This is a genomic window from Neokomagataea thailandica NBRC 106555 (assembly GCF_001598495.1).
GTDB lineage: Bacteria > Pseudomonadota > Alphaproteobacteria > Acetobacterales > Acetobacteraceae > Gluconobacter > Gluconobacter thailandicus_A.
The window spans coordinates 1-23,534 of record NZ_BCZB01000013.1 but is presented as its reverse complement, the minus strand read 5'-3'; the positions used below and the strand labels follow the sequence as shown (position 1 = coordinate 23,534).

18 protein-coding genes are annotated in these 23,534 nt (G+C 54.0%); 4 read left to right on the top strand and 14 right to left on the bottom strand.

Annotated features, from left to right (window positions below; all coding sequences use genetic code 11):
* Positions 1-35 precede the first annotated feature (35 nt).
* Positions 36-1,535, top strand: coding sequence for a YifB family Mg chelatase-like AAA ATPase (locus NTH01S_RS05550; RefSeq protein ID WP_068170749.1), 1,500 nt, complete (start codon positions 36-38; stop codon positions 1,533-1,535).
* A 5-nt stretch (positions 1,536-1,540) separates the two neighbouring features.
* On the opposite strand, the gene metC is transcribed toward NTH01S_RS05550, so the two are convergent.
* Together metC and NTH01S_RS05540 are read right to left on the bottom strand one after the other, a co-directional pair.
* Positions 1,541-2,716, bottom strand: a complete 1,176-nt coding sequence (metC, locus tag NTH01S_RS05545) for a cystathionine beta-lyase (protein ID WP_370664302.1) — start codon at positions 2,714-2,716, stop codon at positions 1,541-1,543.
* Positions 2,717-2,760: 44 nt separating this feature from the next.
* A complete protein-coding gene (locus NTH01S_RS05540) occupies positions 2,761-3,591 on the bottom strand; it encodes a sulfurtransferase (RefSeq protein ID WP_068170744.1) in 831 nt (276 codons plus the stop codon).
* A gap of 148 nt (positions 3,592-3,739) precedes the next feature.
* Here NTH01S_RS05540 and NTH01S_RS05535 point away from each other — a divergent pair, with 148 nt between their 5' ends.
* Both NTH01S_RS05535 and NTH01S_RS05530 read left to right on the top strand, forming a co-directional pair.
* Positions 3,740-4,825: an AI-2E family transporter gene (locus tag NTH01S_RS05535; RefSeq protein WP_068170740.1), complete on the top strand. Its 1,086-nt coding sequence runs from the start codon at positions 3,740-3,742 to the stop codon at positions 4,823-4,825.
* The gene (locus tag NTH01S_RS05530) at positions 4,822-5,457 is read left to right on the top strand and encodes an endonuclease/exonuclease/phosphatase family protein (protein WP_068170738.1); all 636 of its coding nucleotides are present in this window, start codon (positions 4,822-4,824) and stop codon (positions 5,455-5,457) included. Before NTH01S_RS05535 ends, NTH01S_RS05530 begins: the two co-directional genes overlap by 4 nt.
* 124 nt (positions 5,458-5,581) lie before the next feature.
* On the opposite strand, the gene cls is transcribed toward NTH01S_RS05530, so the two are convergent.
* The gene (cls, locus tag NTH01S_RS05525) at positions 5,582-7,006 is read right to left on the bottom strand and encodes a cardiolipin synthase (RefSeq protein WP_068170734.1); all 1,425 of its coding nucleotides are present in this window, start codon (positions 7,004-7,006) and stop codon (positions 5,582-5,584) included.
* A gap of 127 nt (positions 7,007-7,133) precedes the next feature.
* Here cls and NTH01S_RS05520 point away from each other — a divergent pair, with 127 nt between their 5' ends.
* On the top strand, positions 7,134-7,847 hold the full coding sequence (locus tag NTH01S_RS05520; RefSeq protein WP_084367042.1) for an arginyltransferase: 714 nt from the start codon (positions 7,134-7,136) through the stop codon (positions 7,845-7,847).
* 39 nt (positions 7,848-7,886) lie between these two features.
* Here NTH01S_RS05520 and NTH01S_RS05515 read toward each other — a convergent pair whose 3' ends face one another.
* From NTH01S_RS05515 to NTH01S_RS05460, 11 genes are all read right to left on the bottom strand, one after another.
* A complete protein-coding gene (locus NTH01S_RS05515) occupies positions 7,887-9,131 on the bottom strand; it encodes a cation:proton antiporter (RefSeq protein ID WP_068170731.1) in 1,245 nt (414 codons plus the stop codon).
* A 100-nt stretch (positions 9,132-9,231) separates the two neighbouring features.
* Positions 9,232-11,439 (bottom strand): DNA topoisomerase IV subunit A, encoded by a 2,208-nt coding sequence (gene parC, locus NTH01S_RS05510; RefSeq protein ID WP_068170728.1) that lies wholly within the window; start codon positions 11,437-11,439, stop codon positions 9,232-9,234.
* Between the two features lie 173 nt (positions 11,440-11,612).
* Entirely contained in the window at positions 11,613-12,371 is a 759-nt protein-coding gene (gene recO, locus NTH01S_RS05505) for a DNA repair protein RecO (protein WP_068170725.1), read from the bottom strand.
* 118 nt (positions 12,372-12,489) lie between these two features.
* Complete coding sequence (tsf, locus tag NTH01S_RS05500) at positions 12,490-13,395, bottom strand: translation elongation factor Ts (protein ID WP_068170724.1); 906 nt, start codon at positions 13,393-13,395, stop codon at positions 12,490-12,492.
* Positions 13,396-13,491: 96 nt separating this feature from the next.
* A complete protein-coding gene (rpsB, locus tag NTH01S_RS05495) occupies positions 13,492-14,280 on the bottom strand; it encodes a 30S ribosomal protein S2 (RefSeq protein ID WP_068170722.1) in 789 nt (262 codons plus the stop codon).
* A gap of 202 nt (positions 14,281-14,482) precedes the next feature.
* Positions 14,483-17,905, bottom strand: coding sequence for a DNA polymerase III subunit alpha (dnaE, locus tag NTH01S_RS05490; RefSeq protein ID WP_068170719.1), 3,423 nt, complete (start codon positions 17,903-17,905; stop codon positions 14,483-14,485).
* A gap of 263 nt (positions 17,906-18,168) precedes the next feature.
* Positions 18,169-18,852 (bottom strand): ABC transporter ATP-binding protein, encoded by a 684-nt coding sequence (locus NTH01S_RS05480; RefSeq protein WP_068170715.1) that lies wholly within the window; start codon positions 18,850-18,852, stop codon positions 18,169-18,171.
* Complete coding sequence (locus tag NTH01S_RS05475; RefSeq protein WP_068170713.1) at positions 18,845-20,092, bottom strand: lipoprotein-releasing ABC transporter permease subunit; 1,248 nt, start codon at positions 20,090-20,092, stop codon at positions 18,845-18,847. The genes NTH01S_RS05480 and NTH01S_RS05475 overlap by 8 nt, the downstream gene beginning before the upstream one ends.
* Entirely contained in the window at positions 20,092-21,408 is a 1,317-nt protein-coding gene (gene proS, locus NTH01S_RS05470; protein ID WP_068170708.1) for a proline--tRNA ligase, read from the bottom strand. Before proS ends, NTH01S_RS05475 begins: the two co-directional genes overlap by 1 nt.
* Positions 21,409-21,423: 15 nt before the next feature.
* The gene (locus tag NTH01S_RS05465) at positions 21,424-23,082 is read right to left on the bottom strand and encodes a ribonuclease J (protein ID WP_068170903.1); all 1,659 of its coding nucleotides are present in this window, start codon (positions 23,080-23,082) and stop codon (positions 21,424-21,426) included.
* Between the two features lie 48 nt (positions 23,083-23,130).
* On the bottom strand, positions 23,131-23,534 hold a 404-nt coding region (locus NTH01S_RS05460; RefSeq protein ID WP_157070875.1), incomplete at its 5' end, for a type III pantothenate kinase.

The window sequence follows — 23,534 nt, the reverse complement described above, 5'->3', positions numbered from 1 at the left end:
ACTTTCCTCATGGTGGCTACCGCATAGTAGCCACCATGACATCGGCCGCACTGCACCCAACACTCGCCCGCGTTCAGAGCTTTGCCTTTTCCGGCATTGAGGCCATACCCGTTACGGTCGAGGTGCAAATATCAAGCGGCTTACCGGCATTTTTACTCGTTGGCCTGGCCGATAAAGCCGTTGGCGAAGCAAAAGAGCGCGTTAAAGCTGCTCTCACGGCCATGGGCCTTGCCCTACCGCCCAAACGTATTTTGATTAATCTCACCCCCGCAGATTTACTCAAAGAAGGCGCGCATTTTGATCTACCAATCGCCCTAGGCCTGCTCATCGCCATGGGGCTTTTAGATGTTGAAGCTCTCTCTGAATATGCTGCTTTAGGCGAACTCTCCTTAGATGGCCGCCTCAACCCCGTGCATGGCGTCCTTTCCGCATCCCTTGGTGCCGCAGAACAAGAACTCGGCCTCATCTGCCCGGCCTCCCAAGAACGCGAAGCACGCTGGACCAATTACGCTCATGATGTCCTCGCACCCGAAACGCTCATAGCCCTGATGGCACATTTCCGTGGGGAGCAAGTTTTACCCACAACAACCGCCCCTGAGCATCACCCGAAAGAATACGGCCCTGACTTCGCCGATATCAAAGGCATGACCATTGGCCGACGTGCTCTTGAAATTGCTGCCGCTGGCGGACATTCGGCACTCTTAAATGGGCCGCCCGGCGGCGGAAAATCCATGCTGGCCTCACGTCTCCCCAGCATTCTTCCAGACCTCACCGCCGAAGAAACCCTTGAGGCCAGCCGTATCCACAGCATTTCCGGTATGCTGGAGAATGGACACCTAATTGTCAGGCCACCTTATCGTGCACCCCATCACAGCGCGAGCCTCGCCGCTCTTATTGGCGGCGGTGCCAAAGCACGCCCCGGCGAGGTCAGCTTGGCCCATCACGGTGTTCTGTTCTTAGACGAACTCCCAGAGTTTGCCCGCAACAGCCTTGAGGCCCTGCGCCAACCACTCGAAACGGGCAATGTCACCATCTCACGCGTCGCCCGGCACACAACATACCCTGCACGTTTTCAGTTGATCGCCGCTATGAACCCATGCCGTTGCGGCCATTTAGGCGACCCCGAACAAAATTGCCGCAAAGCCCCACGCTGCGGCGATGATTACGCAGGACGCATCTCTGGCCCAATGCTGGACCGCATCGACCTCTACGTCACGATAGATCCGCTACCACCCAACCTCATGACCCGCGCACCCTGCGGCGAGAACAGCGCAGCCATTCGTGCCCGTGTCATCACCGCCCGCCATCAACAATACGCCCGCCAAGGTGCTGCGAACGCACATACAAATCCAGATTTATTCGTGATGGATGATGATGCCCGTTCCGTCATCGAACACGCAGCCCTAAGGCTTAAGCTCTCCAATCGCGGCATGACACGCCTCATGCGCGTCAGCCGCACCATTGCGGACTTAGAAGGCACGACTGAAGTCCAGCGCCATCACGTCACCGAAGCCCTCAGCTTCAGACGGCGCTGAACACCTTACTCCGCCGCGTGATACGCGAGACTATCCAGCCCACGTGAAAGATCGATCTTCAAATCTTCCAAGCTTTCCAGCCCAACATGCACGCGGAATGTCGCTGCCGTTGGTCCTGCCTCCGCACTACGGCGAATATGCCCGGTCGTCGGCAGAACAAGACTTTCATACCCGCCCCAAGACGCACCAATGCCAAAATGGCGCAATCCATCCAGCATAGTTTCAGCCGCTTGCACCGAAATATCCGCCTTCAACTGCACCCCAAAAAGCCCGTTCGCCCCCTGAAAATCCCGCTTCCAAAAATCATGGCCCGGGCAGTCTTCAAACGCGGGATGCAGCACACGCTCCACTTCAGAGCGCGTTTTCAACCACGCGGCCAGCGCATACGCATTCTGGCTCTGATGCGCCATACGCACACCAATCGTCCGCAGCCCGCGCAGCACCAACCAGCAATCATCTGGGCTCGCACATTGCCCTAATTGAATGGATGCATCCCGCAAAATCTTCCAATGCGCCGCATCATTTACCGTGATGGAGCCCATAATCACATCTGCATGCCCACTTGGATATTTGGACAACGCCTGAATGGACACATCCACACCATGCTCAAAAGGCTGGAAAATGCCAAAACCCCACGTATTATCCAAAAAACATAGCGCCCCAGCCTGATGCGCCACATCCGCCAGCATGGGCACATCCTGCACTTCAAACGTGTGGCTCCCCGGGCTTTCCGCAAACACAATACGCGTATTGCTCTGCAAAAAGCCTTCCACCACCTCACGAGACGCCATGGGCGGATAATAGCTCGTCTGCACTCCGAGCCGCCGCAACATCGTCTCCGCAAAACGACGCGTTGGGCCATAAACAGAATCTGGCAGCAAAAGATGATCACCCTGCCCCAAAAAGGCGAGCAACGGCGTCGTACATGCACTCAACCCTGAATTGACAATCTGCGTATGACTGCCCCCTTCCAACACAGCAATAAACTGCTCCAGTTCATGCTGCGTCGGGTTCCCCATAGCGCCATACACCGCCTTATGCGCATGGCTACGCCCATCTTGACGGTTCATCGCCTCAATACTGGGGAACAAAACCGTCGAACCACGCTCCACAGGCAGGTTCACCAGCGTTCCGCTCTCTTCCACGTCGGCGCGCCCCCCCTGCACAAGAGTCGTCGCCATTTTATGCCATCCAGCGGTCAGGCTTTTGTCCAGAGCATGATCCATTAGTCTTCGTCCTTCACAACGGGCAAGCTCGTATTGCTGCCCCATTCTGCCCATGATCCGTCATATAATGCTGCTGGCCCTAACCCAGCCACGTGAGCAGCCAACACCAATGTGGATGCCGTCAGCCCTGACCCACAACTGGCGATAATCGCCTTATCTCCGGCAGGTGCCAGGACCTCACGCAAGCGTTCAGGGTCGATAAAACACCCGGATGAATCAAAGAAATATTGCCATTCAATATTAATCGCGCCCGGCATATGCCCCGGCCGCATACCCCGCCGCGGCTCAGCCTGCACACCACGAAAGCGCCCAGCGGCCCGCACATCCACCACACTAAAATGCTCTGGCGCCTCCAAAGCCGCCACAACATCACCGCTCCCCACCAAAAAGCGATAATTCGGGCAAGTCCAGTACGTGACCGGCGGAGACTGCATCACGCCCGGCTCTGGCACACCGCCTTCAGCACGCCATTGCTCCAACCCACCATCCAACACATAGACAGGTCCCTGATGCCCAAAAAGCTGTGTCAGCCACCAACCACGCGCCGCACCAACACACCCTGAGCGATCATAGAAAACCAGCGTCGTCGTCGCTTCGATTCCCAAAGCGCCGATAAGCGCTGCAAAACGTGCGGCACTCGGCACCGTATGCGGCAAAGTGCTCTCCGGGTCAGAAAACACCCCTATGTCAAACCGACGCGCACCCGGTAAAGCGGACTTACGAAAGTCAGCATCCAGATCACCCGTTTGCCCCGGCAACAGCACGCTGGCATCCAGCGCCACGTACTCATCAGGCAATTCATCCGGCTGAATCACAATGCGGTGCGACATAATACGCTCTCTTACGTTCACAAAATACTGTATCTGACCTGCATAATGATCACGGGGTCAAGGGATGCACGAAACACAAGAGCATGGCACACTCCGCATATGAACATACACGCCGCTCATCCTTCCGCACCACAAGGCCAGACCACGCATGAAAACTGAGCGGATTATTCTGGCCTGTGTGATCGTTGGCATTGCCTATGGCTGCGGCATCATTTTATGGCCCTTTCTCTCGGCCATTTTGTGGGCTGCCATCCTGACCTTTACCACTTGGCCCGTATATCGGCGCTTATGCAGCCATGTCCGCCCAGTGATTGCATCCGTCACCATGATGGCCCTCAGTGCCATCGCCATTATTGTACCCCTCGCCATCCTTACATCTGCGGGCTTGAACGACTTACCCTCCCTCGTGAACGAACTGGACCTCTTTCTCCGCAACACAGCATCCTCCGGCCCCCCGCCACGCTGGGTTACGCATGCCCCCATTATAGGCCCACACCTCACCGAAATCTGGACAAGGCTGAACCATGACGTCGGCGCTATAAGCGAACTCCTGCGCCCTTATTTCGGACAAATTGCGCATATTACGCTCAATATTCTGGTCAAACTCACTAGCGGCCTCGTCGAACTGGCCATGGCACTCTTCATCGCGTTTTTCCTCTGGCTCAGTGGGGATGCGCTTGGCCACACCATATCCGCACTCACATACCGCATCGCTGGCCCATTAGCCGCGCCCCATCTCATTTCCATGATCGGCCGTACTATTCGCGGTACAGTCTACGGCGTGTTGGGCACCGCCATTATACAAGGTATTCTCACCGGTATTGGCTTTATGATCTGCGGCGTGCCCGCTCCCGTACTGCTTGGCGGTATTGCAGCATTTATTGCTGTTTTCCCCGTAGGTGCACCCATTATATGGGTTCCAGCCTCACTATGGCTGATGGCAACCCATCACTTCGGTGACGGTATCTTTCTCATGGCTTGGGGCGTGCTCATCATTTCCGGTGCGGACCACCTCATCCGCCCCGCCTTCATTGCCCGCGGCGCACAACTCCCTTATCTTTTAACCGTCATTGGCGTGCTGGGAGGCGTTATCGCCTTGGGTGGTTTAGGGATTTTCCTAGGCCCTGTTCTCCTTGCCGTCGGATACACCCTCATCAGCCGCTTTGCCCATCCTGCATCTGCCAGCCCACGCTTAGCTTTCATTCCTGAACGACCAACGGATACCCCATTATGATTTCCCCGGTCTCTTCACTGACATCAGGCAACGTCATCAAAATCCTAAGCTGGAACCTCCTGCACACTAACGGCGCTACCCTCACAGATATTCTCACCCTTATCCGGGCTGAAAACCCCGATATCGTCACCTTTCAAGAAGCCCGTCCAGAATTAGATATCCTCCCACATGAACTCGGCGGCACTTACGACCGTACACCTTTACCCGGCCGCGCCCACGGCACTGCTTATTGGAGCCGACTGCCCGTCCATACCAAACCTACATTATACCGCTTACCACGCGGCGTCATTGTACGAAGAAATGCTCAAGTTATTGATTTTAAAATATTTTCAATTGCAAATGTTCATCTCTCTCACGGCCAAATTTTAAACCGCCGCCAACTCAAAACAACAGCCGACATTCTTCCTAAACACGCCCTCATCATCGGTGACTTCAATATTGTCGGACCGGTTTTCCTTCCCGGATTCCAAGATATCGGCCCCAGAGAACGCACCCATCATATGCTCAACAAACTGCCCCTGCGCTTGGACCGTTGCCTCGCTAAAGGCTTTTCACGCATTGAGGCCAAAACACTCCCACGCTTCGGGTCCGATCACCGCCCTATCTGCCTCACCCTGCGCCAACACGCGTAAATGTTTAAACACCGTGGGGGCAAATAAAACAGAACGCCTCCACGCACCGAAATGGGACATGCATACTCAACCGTTTCTCCCCCAACCTTCAGACGTTTTTTTCTTCAGAAAAAACAGAACACTCTCACAAATAAGGCATCAATAACCGTAAGGCAGAGTTCCGTAACTGCATCCATAATGGCCGCCGATCCACATCATGATGCGTCAAACGCTGGCGTGGGCGGCTATCAATGAACTGCGCCAAGCCCTGCGCTACCCCCTCATCATAGACTTCAAGATTAATCTCAAAATTCAGTCGCAAGGAACGCACATCCAAATTCGTGCTCCCAACAAAACTCCATTCCTCGTCCACAACCATTAATTTAGAATGATTAAACGGCGGAGCCGCCATCCAAATCCTACACCCTGCGTCTAAAAATGGTCGCACGCTGGCATCACGTGCATAATCAATCAGCGCATGATTACTACTGCGCGGCACCACTACATCAACCTGCACCCCACGCAACGCTGCCAGTGTCAGAACCGTTGAGAACCGATCATCTGGCACAAAATACGGCGTCATCAAACGCACACTCCGTCGCGCCAAAGTAATGGCCTGCAACATGCCATATTCAATTTTTTCAAGATCCGCATCGGGCCCAGATGTCACAACCCGCATGGGCATATCCCCTTGCGGGGTCAAAAGCGGGAAATAAGCTTCACCATGCAGCTCTTCTCCCGTCGTGAACGACCAATCCCGCGCGAATGCTTCTGCAAGTTGCCTCACCACAGGCCCCTGCACAGCAAAATGCGTGTCCGCTACCGGGAGCTTCGCCTTGAAGTTCAAAACATTCTCCGCGCCGATATTCAATCCGCCCATAAAGCCATAACGCCCATCAATAATCAGGATTTTACGGTGGTTTCGTAGATTAATGAACGGCATACGCCACGGCCAAACAGAATGCATAAAGCGACGGCACGGTATACCAGCCCGACGTAATGCCCGCGCCACACCGCAATGGAAATACCCACTCCCAATGCCATCCACCAATACCCGGATCACAACACCACGCGCCTTGGCAGCAATCAGAGCACAAACAAAATCCCGCCCGATCCTATCATCACGGAAAATATACGAGCACAGCACCACAGAAGACTGCGCGTTGTTAATCGCCTCCAACATCACAGGGTAGGCCTGATCCCCATCATGCAGAACACGTAAAACATTCCCACGCATCAACGGGCGCTCCGTTAAACGCCCCAACATCCGCGCCAAATGCGCCATATTCCCTTGTGCAACATGCCGATATTGCGCCAGCGTCTCACGCCCTGCCCATGCATGCTCGTCCACCAAACGCCGCGCCCGGCGCTGCACACGGTTAATGCCGAACATCATATACAAAATCGTACCAATAACCGGCGCAATCCAGCACACACCAATCCACCCGGTACACGCCGCCGTATCCTGCTTGCGCCTTAAAGCATGCACCGTCACGCCCAACGGCAAAGCCCACCGCAGCACAGCATAGAAACACCTCCACCACTCTAACAACACACCCCCGTGGTTCATGCAGGCTCCATTGCTTAACTCAATCATCCAATCTGACCATGTACAAGCGCGTCAGTCAGAACAAGGATGCACAACTCATATTATTACGCTAGCATGACACGGTATTTGCAGCAGGACAGACCCAACGGTGCAACACAGGCCGCAGCTTTTCTATACAACGGATCCGGCCCCGTGCCCGTACCTGCCCGAACGTCTAGAACGTAAGCTCATCACCGCGTTAGGCGGCCAAGACGCAGATATTATTCATGACCGCCTCGCCCAAGCAGGCTTTCGGCGCAGTCATTCCATGGCCTATACTCCCGCCTGCGCCACATGCCGCGCCTGCATGTCCCTGCGCTTACCCGTGGCGCAGTTCCAGCCATCACGCACACAACAGCGCATCTGGCGGCGCCACCCCAACCTCAGCGTCACACTTCATCCACCACTCCCCACGGAGGAGCAGTTTCTGCTGTTCCAACGCTACCAAAACGCCCGCCACGCGGAAGGCGAAATGGTGACCATGTCATGGGATGATTACGCGGCCATGATCGCGCATACCCCCGTCACAACCTATGTCGTTGAATTCCGTGATGATACCGCCGCACTCATCTGCGTTAGCCTTATTGACGCCCTGTCAGACGGCCTGTCCGCCGTCTACACCTTTTATGAGCCCGAACCCCACGCACACTCATGGGGGACATACTCCATCCTCTGGCTCATCCAACACACCCGCCAGATCGGCCTCCCCCAGCTTTACCTCGGCTATTACGTACCCGGTAGCATAAAAATGGCCTATAAAGCCCGCTTCCGTCCCGCAGAAGTGTTTTATAACGGACACTGGGAACTATTACCGCCTGAATAGACTTATTTTATTATAATAAAAATTATCTATACATAAAATTTATGCTGAATAAAATACCCGAGCAACACGCTCCATGGTTAATCCCTGCACAATAATGGTGAACACCACCACACCATAAGAAATAGGCAAGAGCAGGTCGCGCAAATCTCCAGACGGCAAGCCAAGAGCAAGAGAGACAGAGATCCCACCCCGTAACCCACCCCAAGTCAGGATACTCAACACACGCCCCCGTTCCCATTGCCGCAAATGAACAGGCAAAGTCGAAAAAAATACACTCAATGCGCGCACAACAATTGAGAGCGGGATTATAAAAAGAGTAGCCAATATCGCAAAGAAGCACGGCGTAATGTCGAGGATCTCAAAGCCCATAATCATGAACAAGAGAACATTCAATATCTCGTCAATCAATGCCCAAGCAACATCAAGCTCCTTGCGCGACGTATCATCAAAAACAGACTGACTGCCACTACTCCCAAAACACAGCCCAGCAACAACAACGGCAATAGCGCCAGACATGCCACACTGATTGGCAATACTGAACGTTCCCGTCGCTAAAGCGAGCGATGTCAACAGGTCAATATATGCATCTCGTTGCTTCTTCAGCACATGAAGAGCGACCCAGCCCGTCAATGCTCCCACAACACCGCCACCGAGCGCTTCTCGACAAAAACTCCAAGCAATCTCCGAGAACATCACCCCATGACTATTTCCCGTTGCCACCCCAATCATCACACCGAAGATAACAACGCCCACACCATCATTAAACAAACTCTCACCAGCAAACACAGCCTGTATTGGCCCTGGCAGCCCCAAACGTTTCAACATGCCAACGACGGATACCGGGTCTGTCGGTGCCAAAATAGCTCCCAACACAACGCACCAAGAAAAAGGAATGTCGTGGCCTAACAAAGAGAAAACATACCACGCCACAATAGCCAGAAAAGCTACAGCCAACCCCGTCCCTAAAACAGAAAGCGCCGCCACTGAAGCGCATTTTGCCCGCAAATGCCCAACATCAACCTGCATAGCCCCAGCAAACAGCAGCAACGACAAAACGCCATTCAGCAATGCCACTGGAAGATTTATGGCTCCGAGAACAGATCGTGGCAGGGCCTGAAAATCATAAGAGGGGAACAGCACATTCAGGGCCATCATAAACACAGAGGCCAATAATGAAAAAACAAGCACCCCAATCGTCATGGGAAGACGAACGGTGTGATAATTAAAAATGCTCAAACCGGCTGCGCACGTTAAAAGCAGAGCGAGTAGACTAATCGTATCCATGCTTTTTCCTCGCTCACAGTGATCATTCCATACGGCTCAGCAAACGCTTCACGCTCGCACCCCCGCTCACATCACGCACCGTCAAATACGATGGCCCCAATCACCCCTTCCGCAGCATCCACTGCGCAGCCGCCTTACCCAGCGCACCACGCCGCGCTTCCCATACGGAGAGATCAGATGCACTCCGCGCACGCTGCCCCTCTTGCCAAACCAGCCCATCAGCCATGGTGAACGTCCGAATATCGCGAAGCGTAAATTCACCCAATTTCTGAAGCGCAACACCAGCACCACGGCTCATTTCCGGTAGCTGCTCCATCGGGAAAATCAGCGCACGCTTGTTTTCACCCAACGTCAAAACATGCGTGCCAACAGCTTCCATACACGCAAAGACAGCCTCACCGGGCTTAATGTTAAAGACCTGTTTGCCCGTTCGTTTCTCGGCCACCATCGTGCTATCGGCCACGATCATGCCGCGCCCATGCGCGGACGCAATCAAACGCTTGCCATCGTCACGCACCGCAAACATCGCAATAATGCGATCTTCTTGCGGAATGTCCAAAAGCGTCCGCACGGGCTGACCAAACCCGCGCCCACGCGGCAAATCCGCCGCTTTCAGCGTAAAGGCCTTACCGCCAGAGGCAATCAGGCACAGCCGCTCCGTACTCTGACATTCCACACTGACACCAGCATCATCACCTTCCTTAAAGCGATGCCCCGCCGGATCAAGATTATGGCCCTTCATCGCCCGTATCCATCCCTCACGAGACAGAAGCACGGTCAACGGCTCACGATCCACCTCAAACGCAACCGACAAATCAATCGCTTTCGGCGGCTCAGAAATCGTCGTACGCCGATCTCCTAAGGCCCCCGCACCAAACTTCTTAATCGTTGCGTCCAGATCACGGCCAATACGCGTCCAACGACGTTTTTCTGATCCCAGCAATGTTTCCAGTGAGCGCCGCTCATCATCAAGCTTGTCCCGCTCCTTGCGGATCTCCATTTCTTCCAAACGTCGCAGAGACCGCAAACGCATATTCAAAACAGATTCAGCCTGAATATCGCTCAGACTAAACGTCTCCATCAACGCAGCCTTAGGATGATCTTCCTCACGGATAATCCGGATCACCTCATCCAGATTCAAATAAACCGCAAGGAACCCTTCCAAAATCTCCAAGCGGCGCAAAACTGCCGCCAAGCGATGATTAGAACGCCGGACCAAAACCTCATGCACATGGTCCAACCATGCCCGCAAAACCTGCTTGAGGGACAAAACCCCCGGCACCCGATCTCCACCCAACACATTCATATTCAGGCTAAAACGGTTTTCTAACGCCGTATTGCGAAACAGCGTCTCCATCAGAAGATCAGGATCAACCGTCTTATTCTTCGGCTCTAAAACCAGCCGAATATCCGTCGTACTTTCATCGCGCACATCACCCAGCAATGGCAGCTTCTTCTCATCCATCTGCTGTGCGATTTGCTCAATAAGACGTGATTTCTGCACCTGATACGGAATTTCCGTAACCACAATCGTCCACGTACCAAAGCGCCCTTGCTCCACAGCCCAGCGCGCACGCGTACGAAAACTACCACGGCCCGTCTCATACGCCCGGATAATCGCATCCTGATCTTCTACCAGAATACCACCCGTCGGAAAGTCCGGCCCCGGCATCAGCCCAACCAGTTCGGCCACCTCAGCATCAGGCTTCTCAATCAAAAGCTTCGCAGCACGGCAGACTTCCGCAGCATTATGGGGCGGAATACTCGTCGCCATCCCTACGGCAATACCCGCAGCACCATTGGCCAGCAAATTCGGGAACGTACCGGAGAGCACAACCGGCTCATGATCTTCGTTGTCATACGTCGCGCGGAAGTCCACGGCATCATCGGCCAACCCATCCAGCAACGTCCACGCAACTTCCGTCAGGCGGCTTTCCGTATAACGCATGGCCGCCGCACCATCACCGTCGACGGAACCAAAATTGCCTTGCCCCTCTACCAACGGATAACGCACCGCGAAATCCTGCGCGAGGCGCACCAATGCGTCATAAACCGAAGCATCACCATGCGGGTGAAACTTACCGATCACGTCACCAACAACACGGGCGCATTTCTTAAAACCCGAAGATGGGTCAAGCTTCAATTGCTGCATAGCATACAACAAGCGCCGATGTACCGGCTTCAACCCATCGCGCACATCCGGCAGCGATCGAGACATGATAGTGGACATGGCATACGCAATATAACGCTCGCTCAAAGCCTCAGCGAAACGCGTATCTTCAATATGACCAGCCAGATCCGTGCCCATGCCCACTCCTTCGTTTACGCAGGACTTAGACACTGCACCGCCCATCTGTCCAGCGCTCTCAAAACGCCTTAACGTAGTTTATTAACCTGCCTGCGCAGAAAAAAGAAAACATCCACTTTTTTCTGCCGCTTCATACTGCCCAATAACACATTCTAGCTATGAATACGGCCATCTCATTCCGCATCATCTTCAGTACTACCGAGCGGAACCGATAAACGTTCCCTCAAATACCCCCGCGCTAACGGCATCCCCTTATGCCGCACCCCAAACACCCAGCGCTCTAAAAAATACCCTGTCAGATCAATCCCAGCGCACCATTCATCACGCGCACCTTCGAGATCTTCATCCAAAAATAACGACGGCAACGGCAATAAACGATCACGCCATTCACCCGCCCCCTCAACCGAGACAGCACGCCCAGTTTTCGGAGAAACATACTCCAACCCCTCACGCGTACCCGTCACCGCACAAACCCGCAAATCCAAGCCGTAGCCCAAAGCGGATAAGAGACACGCTTCCCACCGCAAATACGCCGCCATTGGTGGCGGTTCAGGCGCAACACCAATCAACGTCAATAAACGTACCAAACGCATAAACACTTCAGGATGCGCCTCATCCTGCGGCAATGCACCATCCGCAACAGCACACGCACTGCTTAACATGGAAAGCGCCACCGGATAATCCAAACAGCGCGCCGCAACACTCTGCACCAACTCACCGGCCACAGAACCCAACTGCCCTGTTAATCGCGCCTTCCACTGCACCATGACCAGATTACCAACCTGCCACGTTGCCGCATTCCGCCGTGCCCCACCACCACGCACAATGCCGTGCACCACGCCGTGTTCTTCCGTGAAGAGATGAACCAAAATGCTCCCCTCCCCATAAGGACATACAGAGAGCACCAAACCCGCTTCCTGCCATTCCTTCACACGCCGTCACTCCATAAAAAAACTCCCACATGAATACCATGTGGGAGTTTTCAGCATACACGAAGAATAAGCCTTCGTTCTGCCCGATACATCATAATCGGGCAGACACAATACGCCTTTAGTTGCCAGCAGCAGCAGCCACTTCAGCAGCAAAGTCGCTTTCTTCCTTTTCGATGCCTTCACCAAGGTGGAAGCGCTCGAAAGCAACCAGCTTAGCGCCAGCCTTTTCAACAACCTTAGCAACGCGGCTTTCACCGTCATGCACCCAAACTTGCTCCAGAAGAACAACTTCTTCGTAGAACTTGCGGATACGGCCATCAACCATTTTGTCGATGATTGCTTCTGGCTTACCAGATGCACGAGCTTGCTCAACAAGAACAGCGCGCTCACGCTCAAGAGCGTCAGCATCAACGCTGGAAACATCCAGAGCAGCCGGACGCGTTGCAGCAGCATGCATACCGATTTGACGGCCCAGCGTCAGCAGAGCGTCGTTTTCAGATTCCGCTTCCAGAGCAGCCAGCACACCGATCTTGCCGATGCCCGGGCGCAGCGCACCATGAACATAGCTTGCAACAACACCGCTAGAAACCGCCAGAACCTTAGCGCGACGCAGTGACATGTTTTCACCGATCGTTGCGATCAGATGTGTCAGTTCGTCAGCAACCGTACGGCCTGAAGGAACCGTAGCCGCCTTGATCGCTTCGAGGTCGTCACCAACCTTCAGCGCTACGTGTGCAACCTGCTCAACCAGCAGTTGGAACGCTTCGTTACGGCCGACAAAGTCCGTCTCAGCGTTCACTTCAACCATAGCAGCGCGGTTCTTTTCAGACGCAACGCCTACCAGGCCTTCAGCTGCCGTACGGCCAGACTTCTTAGCAGCCTGAGAGAGGCCCTTCTTACGAAGCCAGTCAACAGCGGCTTCCATGTCACCAGCGGCTTCTTTAAGAGCCTTTTTGCAATCCATCATGCCTGCGCCGGTCTTTTCGCGCAGTTCGCGGACTAGGGCTGCTGTGATCTCTGCCATATCTCTCATCCCTCAAAAAATTAATGCGGCCGGACGCACTCGCCCGGCCGCATGACTGGTTCAGCTATCGTCTCTTTGCAGAGTCGACACACCGTTTCAGTTCGCGGAAGCCTGCTCGCCTTCAGCAGCCGTCTCAGCGACAACTGTTTCAGCTGGCAGTTCTTCTTCTGCACCAATGTCATGACCGGAAGCAGCCAGCTCAGCGGAAATACCGTCCAGAACTGCAGCAGACACCAGATCACAATACAGGGTGATTGCACGGATAGCGTCATCGTTGCCCGGTACCGGGAACGTTACGCCAGCCGGGTTGGAGTTGCTGTCCAGAACGCCAATAACCGGGATACCCAGCTTGTTAGCTTCTTCAACGGCCAGCTTTTCCTTGTTCGTGTCGATCACGAAGATCAGGTCTGGAAGACCACCCATCTCCTTGATGCCGCCCAGCGAACGCTCAAGCTTTTCACGATCACGCGTGATGTCGAGCACTTCTTTCTTCGTCAGACCAGCCGTGTCACCGCTCAGCATTTCGTCGATTTGACGCAGACGCTTGATGGAACCCGTGATGGTCTTCCAGTTCGTCAGCATACCGCCGAGCCAACGGTGGTTGACGTAGTACTGACCGCAACGCGTTGCAGCTTCAGCAACGTGCTCAGCAGCAGCGCGCTTCGTACCAACGAACAGAACGCGGCCACCGTTTGCAACGGTATCACGAACTTGCTTCAGTGCACGATCGAGCAGAGGAACTGTCTGCTGCAGATCAATGATGTGAACTTGGTTACGGACACCGAACAGGTATGGAGCCATCGCTGGGTTCCAGCGACGTGTGTGGTGACCGAAGTGAACGCCAGCTTCGAGCAGCTGACGCATGGTGAATTCAGGCGCTGCCATGAATCGAATTCCTTGCCTCTGGTTTAGCCTCCGCACGGCGTGGTCCCCTCAGGAACACCAGAAGAACGTTTGGGTAAACGCCCCAGCCATGCGTGCGAATTGCCCACCGCCTTGATCAAAACCAAGGTACGCGGACGCCTGCGGTATGGCTGAAATGCCGCGCTTTTGCAAGCATGATTCGGCAGTCTTCATCGGATTGCCATCAAACCTGCTCTGCGCGCTCAACCCCACGTATCGTCCGCAGACGCTCCGCCAAACGAGGCGTCACTTTATACGTCCCCGGCAACGCGATTTCGACATCCCTCGTTTCCGCCAAAGACGGCAAAAGCGTAATACGGCCGCGCCCCCCCCGCATGTCATCCAGCATGGCAGACAAAGCCGGCAAGGTCTTAGGCTCTTGCAGCCATACCCGAATTTCCCCACGCTCTTCAGCCGCCGCCTGCTCCAGATCAACAACACTCTGAGCCGTAATTCTCAGCGCATCGCCATCCAGCTTCAACTCTGCATTCACCAGCACAGCCTGCCCTGCCACGAGAAGCTCTCGGCACGAGACCAACGTCTCAGAAAATAGCGTTGCCTCACATGTCCCCGTGCTGTCCGATAAATTGACCCACGCCATTTTCTTCCCTGTCCGGGTTGGGCGCTCCTTTTTATCAATCACACATCCGGCTATTTTCACACGCGTGCTACCCGTTTTAGCCGCGGCCTCTAGGCCACTCGCGGGCGTAACGCCTAAGCGACGCAACACCGTACGATACGCATCCAGCGGATGCGCACTCATATGGAAGCCCACCGCTGCCGCTTCCAAGGACAAGCGCTCAAAATCAGGCCATGCTTGCCCCTCTTTTAACTTAAGAATTTCACGGTCCTGACCAGCCCCCCCAAAGAGGCCCGCTTGACCCATTTTCTGTTCCTGCGCTTTCGCTTGAGCCCGGCGCAAAATGGTTTCCGCACTCGCAAAAACCGTATGTCTTTCTTTCAGGATACTGTCAAAAGCCCCTGCTTTTGCAAGACTTTCTAATTGTATTTTATTGATACTCGCCGGATCTGCACGCTCTGCAAAATCCGTCATATCAATAAATGGCTTATCCCCGCGTGACGCCACCAGAGCATCCATCGCCGCAGCGCCAACACGCTTCACCGCAGAGAGCGCATAACGAATACCCTGCGTCCCGTCCTCTAAAGTCTCAATCGAAAAATCAGCCAAAGAGCGGTTGATATCAACCGGCAAAACTTTGATTTTCATGCGGCGTGCCTCTTGGCACAAAGCCGCCAATTTTTCCGTTTTTTCACGCGCCAGAGACATACAACCAGCCAGGAACGCCACCGGGTGGTTCGCCTTCATCCACGCGGTCTGGTACGAAACTAAGGCATAAGCCGCCGCATGGGATTTGTTAAAACCATAATCCGCAAAGCGCGCCATGAGGTCGAAAACCTCCGTCGCTTTCTCTGGTGTAATACCCCGCTTCGTCGCACCTTCCGTAAAGATCGCTCGCTGCTTCTCCATCTCAGAAGCAATTTTCTTACCCATCGCACGACGCAGCAAATCCGCACCGCCGAGGCTATACCCAGCCATGCGCTGCGCAATCTGCATCACCTGTTCCTGATAGACCATAATACCATAGGTCTCAGACAAGATATCGCGGATCTCTTCATGCGGCGGCTCCCATGCCTCCCCATGTTTACGACGGCAATAATCCGGAATATTCGCCATCGGCCCCGGTCGATAGAGCGACACACCCGCAATCAAATCTTCCAAACGGCTGGCAGCCATCTGTTTGAGCATGTCACGCATGCCCGCGCCTTCAAATTGGAATACACCCGCCGCATCACCGCGTGCGAGCATCTCAAAGGTCTTTTTATCATCCAAAGGAATACGTGAAAGATCAACCGTAACCCCTTGTTCTTTAAGGAAGTCTACACCCCTTTTTAGAATCGTTAGCGTAGTCAAACCCAAGAAGTCGAACTTCACCAACCCTGCCTGCTCAACAAACTTCATGTTGAACTGCGTCACCAGCATGTCGCTCTTCGGGTCTCGGTACAACGGTACGAGTTCGACTAGTTCACGATCACCAATCACCACGCCCGCAGCATGCGTTGATGCGTGACGATACAATCCTTCAAGCTGCTGCGCGATCTCCAACAAACGGCGTAGCGCTTCATCACTATCACGCATTTCCTGTAAGCGCGTTTCGCCCTCAATAGCCTGCGCCAAGGTCACAGGCTTAGCCGGGTTATTAGGAATCAGTTCCGCAACGCGGTTCACCATCCCATACGGCAAGCCCAGCACACGCCCGACATCCCGCACCGCCGCTTTTGCTTGCAGCTTTCCGAACGTAATAATCTGCGCCACACGGCTTCCGCCATATTCCTCGCGCACATACCGGATGACTTCGTCACGCCGATCCTGACAAAAATCGATATCAAAGTCAGGCATTGATACACGTTCAGGATTCAAAAACCGCTCAAACAGCAACCCAAATGGCAGCGGATCAATATCCGTAATCGTCAGCGCATACGCCACCAATGACCCTGCACCCGAACCACGCCCAGGCCCCACAGGAATATCATGCGCTTTCGCCCACTGAATGAAGTCCGCAACGATCAAGAAATAACCCGGGAAACCCATCCCTGCGATAATATCGAGTTCAACTTGCAAACGATCCCGATATGTCTGCTTTTCTTCATCGCTAAGAGTCATCGCCTCGAAGCGTGCGTCCAACCCTTCGCGTGCCATAGCACCCAAGGTTTCTTCTTCCGTGGTCCCCTCACGAACTTTCGAGCACACTGGAAGCAAAGGCTTACGCGTCGTTGCCGCAATGGCGCATTTCTGCGCAATGATCAGCGTATTGTCGCAGGCTTCAGGCAAATCGTGAAACAACGCCCGCATCTGAGCCGGCGTTTTAAACCACGCTTCGGGCGAGACATGCCACCGATCCGTCTCCGCCATCGTCCGACCCTGCGCAATACAAATCAGCGCATCATGGGCTTCATGCATCTTCGGGTTAGGAAAGAAACACTCATTCGTCGCAACAAGCGGCACATTATGCCGGTCCGCCATTGCCACAAGAACATCTTCAATCGCCGCCTCACCCGGTTCGCCATACCGGTTCAATTCAACTGCGATATTATCCGGAAAAAACGCCGCCAATTTTTGCAGAAGCGCCTCAGCCTCAACCTTCTGCTCATCTTCAATCATGCGGTTCAACGGGCCACGCTTACCACCCGTTAGCAAAAACAACCCATCCGCATGCTGCCCCAACACATCAACAGCAACCGTCGGATCCCCCGGGTCACCATTCAAAAAACCATGCGATGACAGAATCTGCAGATTGGCCAGTCCAACCTCATTCCGCGCCAACACCACCAAAGGCTCAGACGGCGCACCCGGCTTCGTACTCCGTGGCGGCAGCGATAGCTGACATCCCACAATAGGCTGCACATTCTTGCCCTGTGCCGTCAGGGAGAACTCTAAAGCCCCAAAAAGATTGCCACTATCCGTCAGCGCAACGGCTGGCATGGCGTTTTCTACCGCCAAACCAACAAGGTCCGGAATACGAATAGCACCCTGACTTAAAGAGTAAGCCGAGTGATTACGGAGATGAACAAAATCAGCATGGGACATGCTGCTTCTCTAGCACGCACACCCGCTTCTATGCAGCCGTTAATGAAGTGCTTGCTGTAAAGGGTTGGTTATTCTTTTTTGCAAAAAAGAATCAAAAAAACTCTTATCCACTAGGGCCGAGCGGCTTTTAAGCCCCGCAAAAATGCAAACGCTTAGGCTTGACGTCCACGCCCCACACCAGCCCCAAATTTTCAAAAGTCTTTTTGCTTCTTTTTCTTCAGAAAAAGAAGCCACCCCACGAACCAAAGCTCGTCCCTATCGACCTAGCCTTCATAAGAAACAATTTTACCGCCACGCAACGTCACCGTACGGTCCATACGTGCCGCTAATTCCGCATTATGCGTTGCAATTAAAGCCGCGGAACCTTCCTCACGCACCACACGCAAGAGTTCGGCAAAAACCTGATCAGACGTCCCCGAATCAAGATTACCCGTCGGCTCATCTGCCAAAATAACTTTAGGATGATTGGCCAAAGCCCGCGCAATTGCCGTGCGTTGCTGCTCTCCGCCAGACATCCGCCCCGGTGCCGCATGCAAACGATGCCCCAGGCCAAATCGTTCTAACAAAGACACGGCCCGCGCCTTCGCATCAGCCTTAGACACCCCAGCAACAAGCTGCGGCAACATCACATTTTCTAAGGCCGAAAACTCACCCAACAGATGATGGAATTGATAGACAAACCCAATCTCATCACGCCGCATCGCCGTACGTGCCGCCTCTTTACGGCCCATAACACGCCCTGCAACGCAGACTTCACCTTCCGTCGGCGTTTCCAATAACCCCGCCAAATGCAGCAGCGTCGATTTCCCCGTGCCGCTCGGCGCAACCAGCGCCACAATCTCGCCAGGCATGAGCGCAAAATCTGCACCCGACAAAATTTCTAACGTTTCATCACCCGACCGAAAACGACGGACAACATTCTTTAGCTGCAAAACCGCATTATTCATGACGCAAGGCCTCAATCGGGTCTGTTTTTGCAGCACGCCATGCCGGATAAATCGTCGCCAACAGCGACAAGACCAACGACATAACAATCACTTCGATAACCTGCGACCACACAAGCTTGGCCGGCAAACGCTCCAGAAAATACACTTCTGGGTTAAACAAATTCGTCCCTGTCAAAGACTGCAACGCCTGCCGAATACGCTCAATATTCAACGCAAACGCAATCCCAAGCACAGAGCCTGCGAATGTCCCCGCAACACCAACAAAAGCACCACACATCAGAAAAATTCGCATAATCGCGCCGCGACTAGCCCCTAATGTCCGCAGCACCGCAATGTCGCGCGTCTTGTCCTTCACCATCATAATCAACGATGAAATGACATTGAACGCGGCAACCAGAATAATCAGCGTCAGAATGAGGAACATCACATTCTGCTCAACCGTCACAGCATCCAAAAAGCCATTGGCACTTTGCGTCCAGTCCAGCACCCGCAAACGCGGATCGTCCAAACGCGCCGCAATCGCTTGGCGAATAGGCTGCACATGCGTCGGGTCATCGGTAGACACTTGAATCAAAGACGCCGCATTGCCCAGCATTTGAAACTTCTGCGCCGCCCCAATCGGAGCCAGAACAACATTCGCGTTGTAGTCGTTCCAGTTTGCATCGAACACGACCGCCACATGGTACACTTTGGCCCGTGGCATCGTCCCAAATGGCGTCGCTTGTCCATCGGCTGATAACAGCGTCAATGGCGAACCAACCGTTAAGCCCGCACGCTCCGCCAGTGTAATCCCAATCGCAACAGCATCATCGCCTACAAAACGATCAAGGCTACCGGCAATAACACCGCTGCTTAACGCTTTCCAGTTCCGCAGATCATCCTGCGCAATCCCCTGAAGCTGCGCCCCCGTCGAATAACGCCCGGCTTCCACCAAAACCGTACCCTGGGTCATCGCAATCGCAGACCGCACCCCCGGCACTTGGCGAATCGCCGCAACATCATTCGGATAATCATCAATGGAACGGCCATAGCCAAACACGGTCAAATCACCATGCAGGCCCAAAATCCGCCCCATCAAATCTGACTTAAAACCATTCATCACCGACATCACGATGATGAGCGTAGCCACTCCAAGCGCAATCCCGATTAACGAGAAAATGGCGATAATGGACGCAAACCGTTCACCTTTGCGGGCGCGTAAATAACGCCCCGCAACCATACGCTCAAAGCGGCCAAACATCAGGCGATTCCGATACGCTCTAGGGCCTCTTGCACCGTGACCTCAACCCGCTCACCAGTAGCACGACGCTTCAATTCAACCAGACCATTCTTAGCACCACGCGGGCCAACAACGACTTGCCACGGATGCCCCATCAAATCTGCATCGTTAAACTTTACACCGGCCCGCTCATCACGGTCATCATACATCAGGTTGTTTGGCTCACGATCATAGATCTCAGCACAAAGACGATCACACGCCTCATCACCCGGACGCAAATTCAAGATCGCCGCACGATAAGGTGCAACAGAATCTGGCCAGATAATCCCGCCATCATCATGAGAGGCTTCAATAATCGCCCCCATCAAACGCGACACGCCAACACCATAAGACCCCATATGCGGCGCAAGCTTCGCCCCATCTGGCCCTACAACTTCAACGCCCATAGACGCCGTGTACTTGGTGCCGAAGTAGAAGATATGCCCCACTTCAATGCCACGCCCTTCGCGACGGCGCGCTTCAGGCACTTCTGCCCAAGCGGCTTCATCATGCTTTTCGTCAGTCGCAGCATAATGACCCGTCACCGTTTGGAAGAACTCTCCCAAGCTCGCATGGTCATCACAATCAACCGGACGGCTCAGCCAATCTTGCTCTTCCAAAGCGGCATCAAAGAACACGCCGCTTTCGCCCGTTGGTGCCAGAACCAAGAATTCATGGCTCAAATCACCACCAATCGGCCCCGTATCCGCCACCATTGGCACGGCACGCACACCCAGACGTTGGAAAATACGCAAGTAAGACAGCATCATACGGCGATAGCTGGCCACAGCGTCTTCGTATGATACGTCGAAGGAATATGCGTCCTTCATCAAAAACTCACGTCCACGCATCACACCAAAACGTGGGCGCACCTCATCACGGAACTTCCACTGAATATGATACAGCGCTTTTGGCAAATCCTTGTAGGACTTGATCGCCGCGCCAAAAATATCCGTGACCATTTCTTCATTGGTCGGCCCGTAGAGCAGATCACGCCCCTGACGATCCTGAATACGCAGCATTTCTGGGCCATACGCATCATAACGGCCAGAACGCTTCCACAATTCAGCGGATTGCAACGTCGGCATCAGCAGTTCCTGCGCCCCAATCGCATCCTGCTCTTCACGCACGATATCTTCAATACGGCGCAGCACGCGCAGCCCTGCTGGCAACCACGCATAAATGCCCGAAGCAGTCTGACGAATCAGACCTGCCCGCAACATAAGACGATGTGACGCAATTTGCGCTTCCGCCGGGACTTCCTTCAGCGTTGGCTGAAATGCTTTACTTAAACGCATGATTTTTAAATTCCCTTAAACGCGCAGCAAATGGACATCAACCAACGGACGCTTCTGCAACTTACGCCCCAATGCCCGACGCAATGCCGTACGCGCCGCATCACGGAACATCAGGTCATCTTCGCGCAGTTCATCCGGAATCGCGTCAATCGCATCTGCAAATTCTTCACGGATACGCAGCGTTTCTGGATCTTCAACCTCCAGCAAACCCGGCGCACTGATCTTCGGGTTACCAATAACGTAACCTTCATCATCCACTGCGAAGCTGGCCAGAACGATACCATTAAACAGCATCTTACGACGCGCAGCCAAAACACCGCCCGTCATAGGCAGCAAACGGCCACCATCCAGCGCCAAACGTCCCGTTGGCGCTGTATCCACAACCCCAACTGCCCCCGGAGACAGGTTCAAAATATCCCCATCTTCCAACAAAATTGGCTCAGCCCCAGCTTCACGCGCTAGAGCCGCATGCGCCGTCAAATGACGCCATTCACCATGGGTCGGGATGCTGTATTTGGGCTTTACCAAGTCATACAGAACGCGCACATCACCGCCCGTCGCATGACCAGAGGTATGCACCTTCCCGTCCTTATCCGTCAGCACACGCACGCCACGACGGGACAGATTATCCTGCACACCCATCACGGCTTGCTCATTACCCGGAATAACGCGGGAGCTGTAAATAACCGTATCGCCCTCACCCAAAGAAATATTGGGATGCGTATCACCAGCAATGCGCGACAGAGCAGAACGCGCCTCACCTTGGCTGCCCGTAATGATCATCAGCAAACGATCATCTTCAATATCACGAGCATCCTGCTCCGTCAGGAACGGTGGCAGATCAGAGAAATAGCCACATTCACGCGCAGCCGTTTCAAGGTTACGCAACGAACGACCAACAATCATCACTTCGCGGCCAGAAGCACGTGCTGCCTTCGCAATGCTCTCAACACGGGCAACGTTACTTGCAAAGCACGTCACCGCAATACGCCCAGTCAAACCAGCCACGAGTTCTGTCAGACCAATGCGGACATCAGCTTCGGACTCTGAACGACCTTCCTTCATGACGTTGGTGCTGTCACCCACCATGGCCAGAACACCTTCTTTGCCAAGGCGTTCAAAGGTCTCAAGATCCGTTTTAGGTCCGACCAGCGGGTTTTCATCCAGCTTCCAGTCACCCGTATGCACGATCAAACCATGCGGCGTGCGCAGCGCAATGGCCTGTGCTTCAGCAACAGAATGCGTCACCGGCACAAATTGCAGGTCAAATGGTCCCACATCAAAACGAGACGCAGGCAAAATAATATTGACCGGAACCTGGTTCAAAAGACCAGCTTCATACAATTTACGGCGCAATACAGCCGCAGCAAAAGGCGTCACATAAACTGGGCACTGCAAATACGGCCACAAATGCGCCACAGCACCCAAGTGGTCTTCATGCGCATGCGTAATCACTAACCCATGCAGATCTCTTCTACGCTCCGCAATAAAGGATGGATCCGGCATAAGCACTTCAGCTTCTGGCGTATCATTGCCCGAAAACCCAATACCGCAATCAATAGCCAACCAATGTTCGCGCCCATCTTTCGTGAGACGATAGAGATTGAAATTCATGCCAATCTCGCCCGTCCCACCCATGGGCAGGAAGGACAAACCGTCAGGCATATCCGTCATCATAAATCCTTACTTTTGTCATCAATGAGAGAGTGTATCCATGGCCGATCACTTTTCTGTGCGACCGGAAGAATGTTCTTGTTCAACAGCCGCATTACGGTCTGCCAACAGACGGAGACCATCCAGCGTCAAATCTGGTGCCATCACGTCAAAAAGATCTGTACCTTCAGAAAACAGCGGCGCTAAACCGCCCGTCGCCACCACTTTAGGGCGCGCATCCATTTCATCGGCAATGCGTCGAATAATACCTTCGACAAGCCCCACATAGCCCCAAAACAACCCAGAGCGCATCGCAATGCTGGTATTGCGCCCAATGACAGCAATAGGCCGACCAATGCTCATACGGGGCAGTCGCGCCGCAGCCCGATGCAGGGCTTCACTCGACAAATTCACACCCGGCGCAATAGCACCACCACAGTACTGCCCTTGAGCATTAATCACATCAAAAGTCG

What these genes read in the sequence shown, in the direction of transcription:
- NTH01S_RS05550 (WP_068170749.1), top strand. Translation starts at nt 36, where the DNA reads ATGACATCGGCCGCACTGCACCCAACACTCGCCCGCGTTCAGAGCTTT.
- NTH01S_RS05475 (WP_068170713.1), bottom strand. Translation starts at nt 20,092, where the DNA reads ATGTTTGGCCGCTTTGAGCGTATGGTTGCGGGGCGTTATTTACGCGCC.
- NTH01S_RS05465 (WP_068170903.1), bottom strand. Translation starts at nt 23,082, where the DNA reads ATGACGGATATGCCTGACGGTTTGTCCTTCCTGCCCATGGGTGGGACG.
- NTH01S_RS05515 (WP_068170731.1), bottom strand. Translation starts at nt 9,131, where the DNA reads ATGGATACGATTAGTCTACTCGCTCTGCTTTTAACGTGCGCAGCCGGT.
- proS (WP_068170708.1), bottom strand. Translation starts at nt 21,408, where the DNA reads ATGCGTTTAAGTAAAGCATTTCAGCCAACGCTGAAGGAAGTCCCGGCG.
- rpsB (WP_068170722.1), bottom strand. Translation starts at nt 14,280, where the DNA reads ATGGCAGCGCCTGAATTCACCATGCGTCAGCTGCTCGAAGCTGGCGTT.
- parC (WP_068170728.1), bottom strand. Translation starts at nt 11,439, where the DNA reads ATGGGCACGGATCTGGCTGGTCATATTGAAGATACGCGTTTCGCTGAG.
- tsf (WP_068170724.1), bottom strand. Translation starts at nt 13,395, where the DNA reads ATGGCAGAGATCACAGCAGCCCTAGTCCGCGAACTGCGCGAAAAGACC.
- dnaE (WP_068170719.1), bottom strand. Translation starts at nt 17,905, where the DNA reads ATGTCCCATGCTGATTTTGTTCATCTCCGTAATCACTCGGCTTACTCT.
- NTH01S_RS05530 (WP_068170738.1), top strand. Translation starts at nt 4,822, where the DNA reads ATGATTTCCCCGGTCTCTTCACTGACATCAGGCAACGTCATCAAAATC.
- NTH01S_RS05540 (WP_068170744.1), bottom strand. Translation starts at nt 3,591, where the DNA reads ATGTCGCACCGCATTGTGATTCAGCCGGATGAATTGCCTGATGAGTAC.
- NTH01S_RS05480 (WP_068170715.1), bottom strand. Translation starts at nt 18,852, where the DNA reads ATGAATAATGCGGTTTTGCAGCTAAAGAATGTTGTCCGTCGTTTTCGG.
- cls (WP_068170734.1), bottom strand. Translation starts at nt 7,006, where the DNA reads ATGAACCACGGGGGTGTGTTGTTAGAGTGGTGGAGGTGTTTCTATGCT.
- NTH01S_RS05535 (WP_068170740.1), top strand. Translation starts at nt 3,740, where the DNA reads ATGAAAACTGAGCGGATTATTCTGGCCTGTGTGATCGTTGGCATTGCC.
- metC (WP_370664302.1), bottom strand. Translation starts at nt 2,716, where the DNA reads ATGGCGACGACTCTTGTGCAGGGGGGGCGCGCCGACGTGGAAGAGAGC.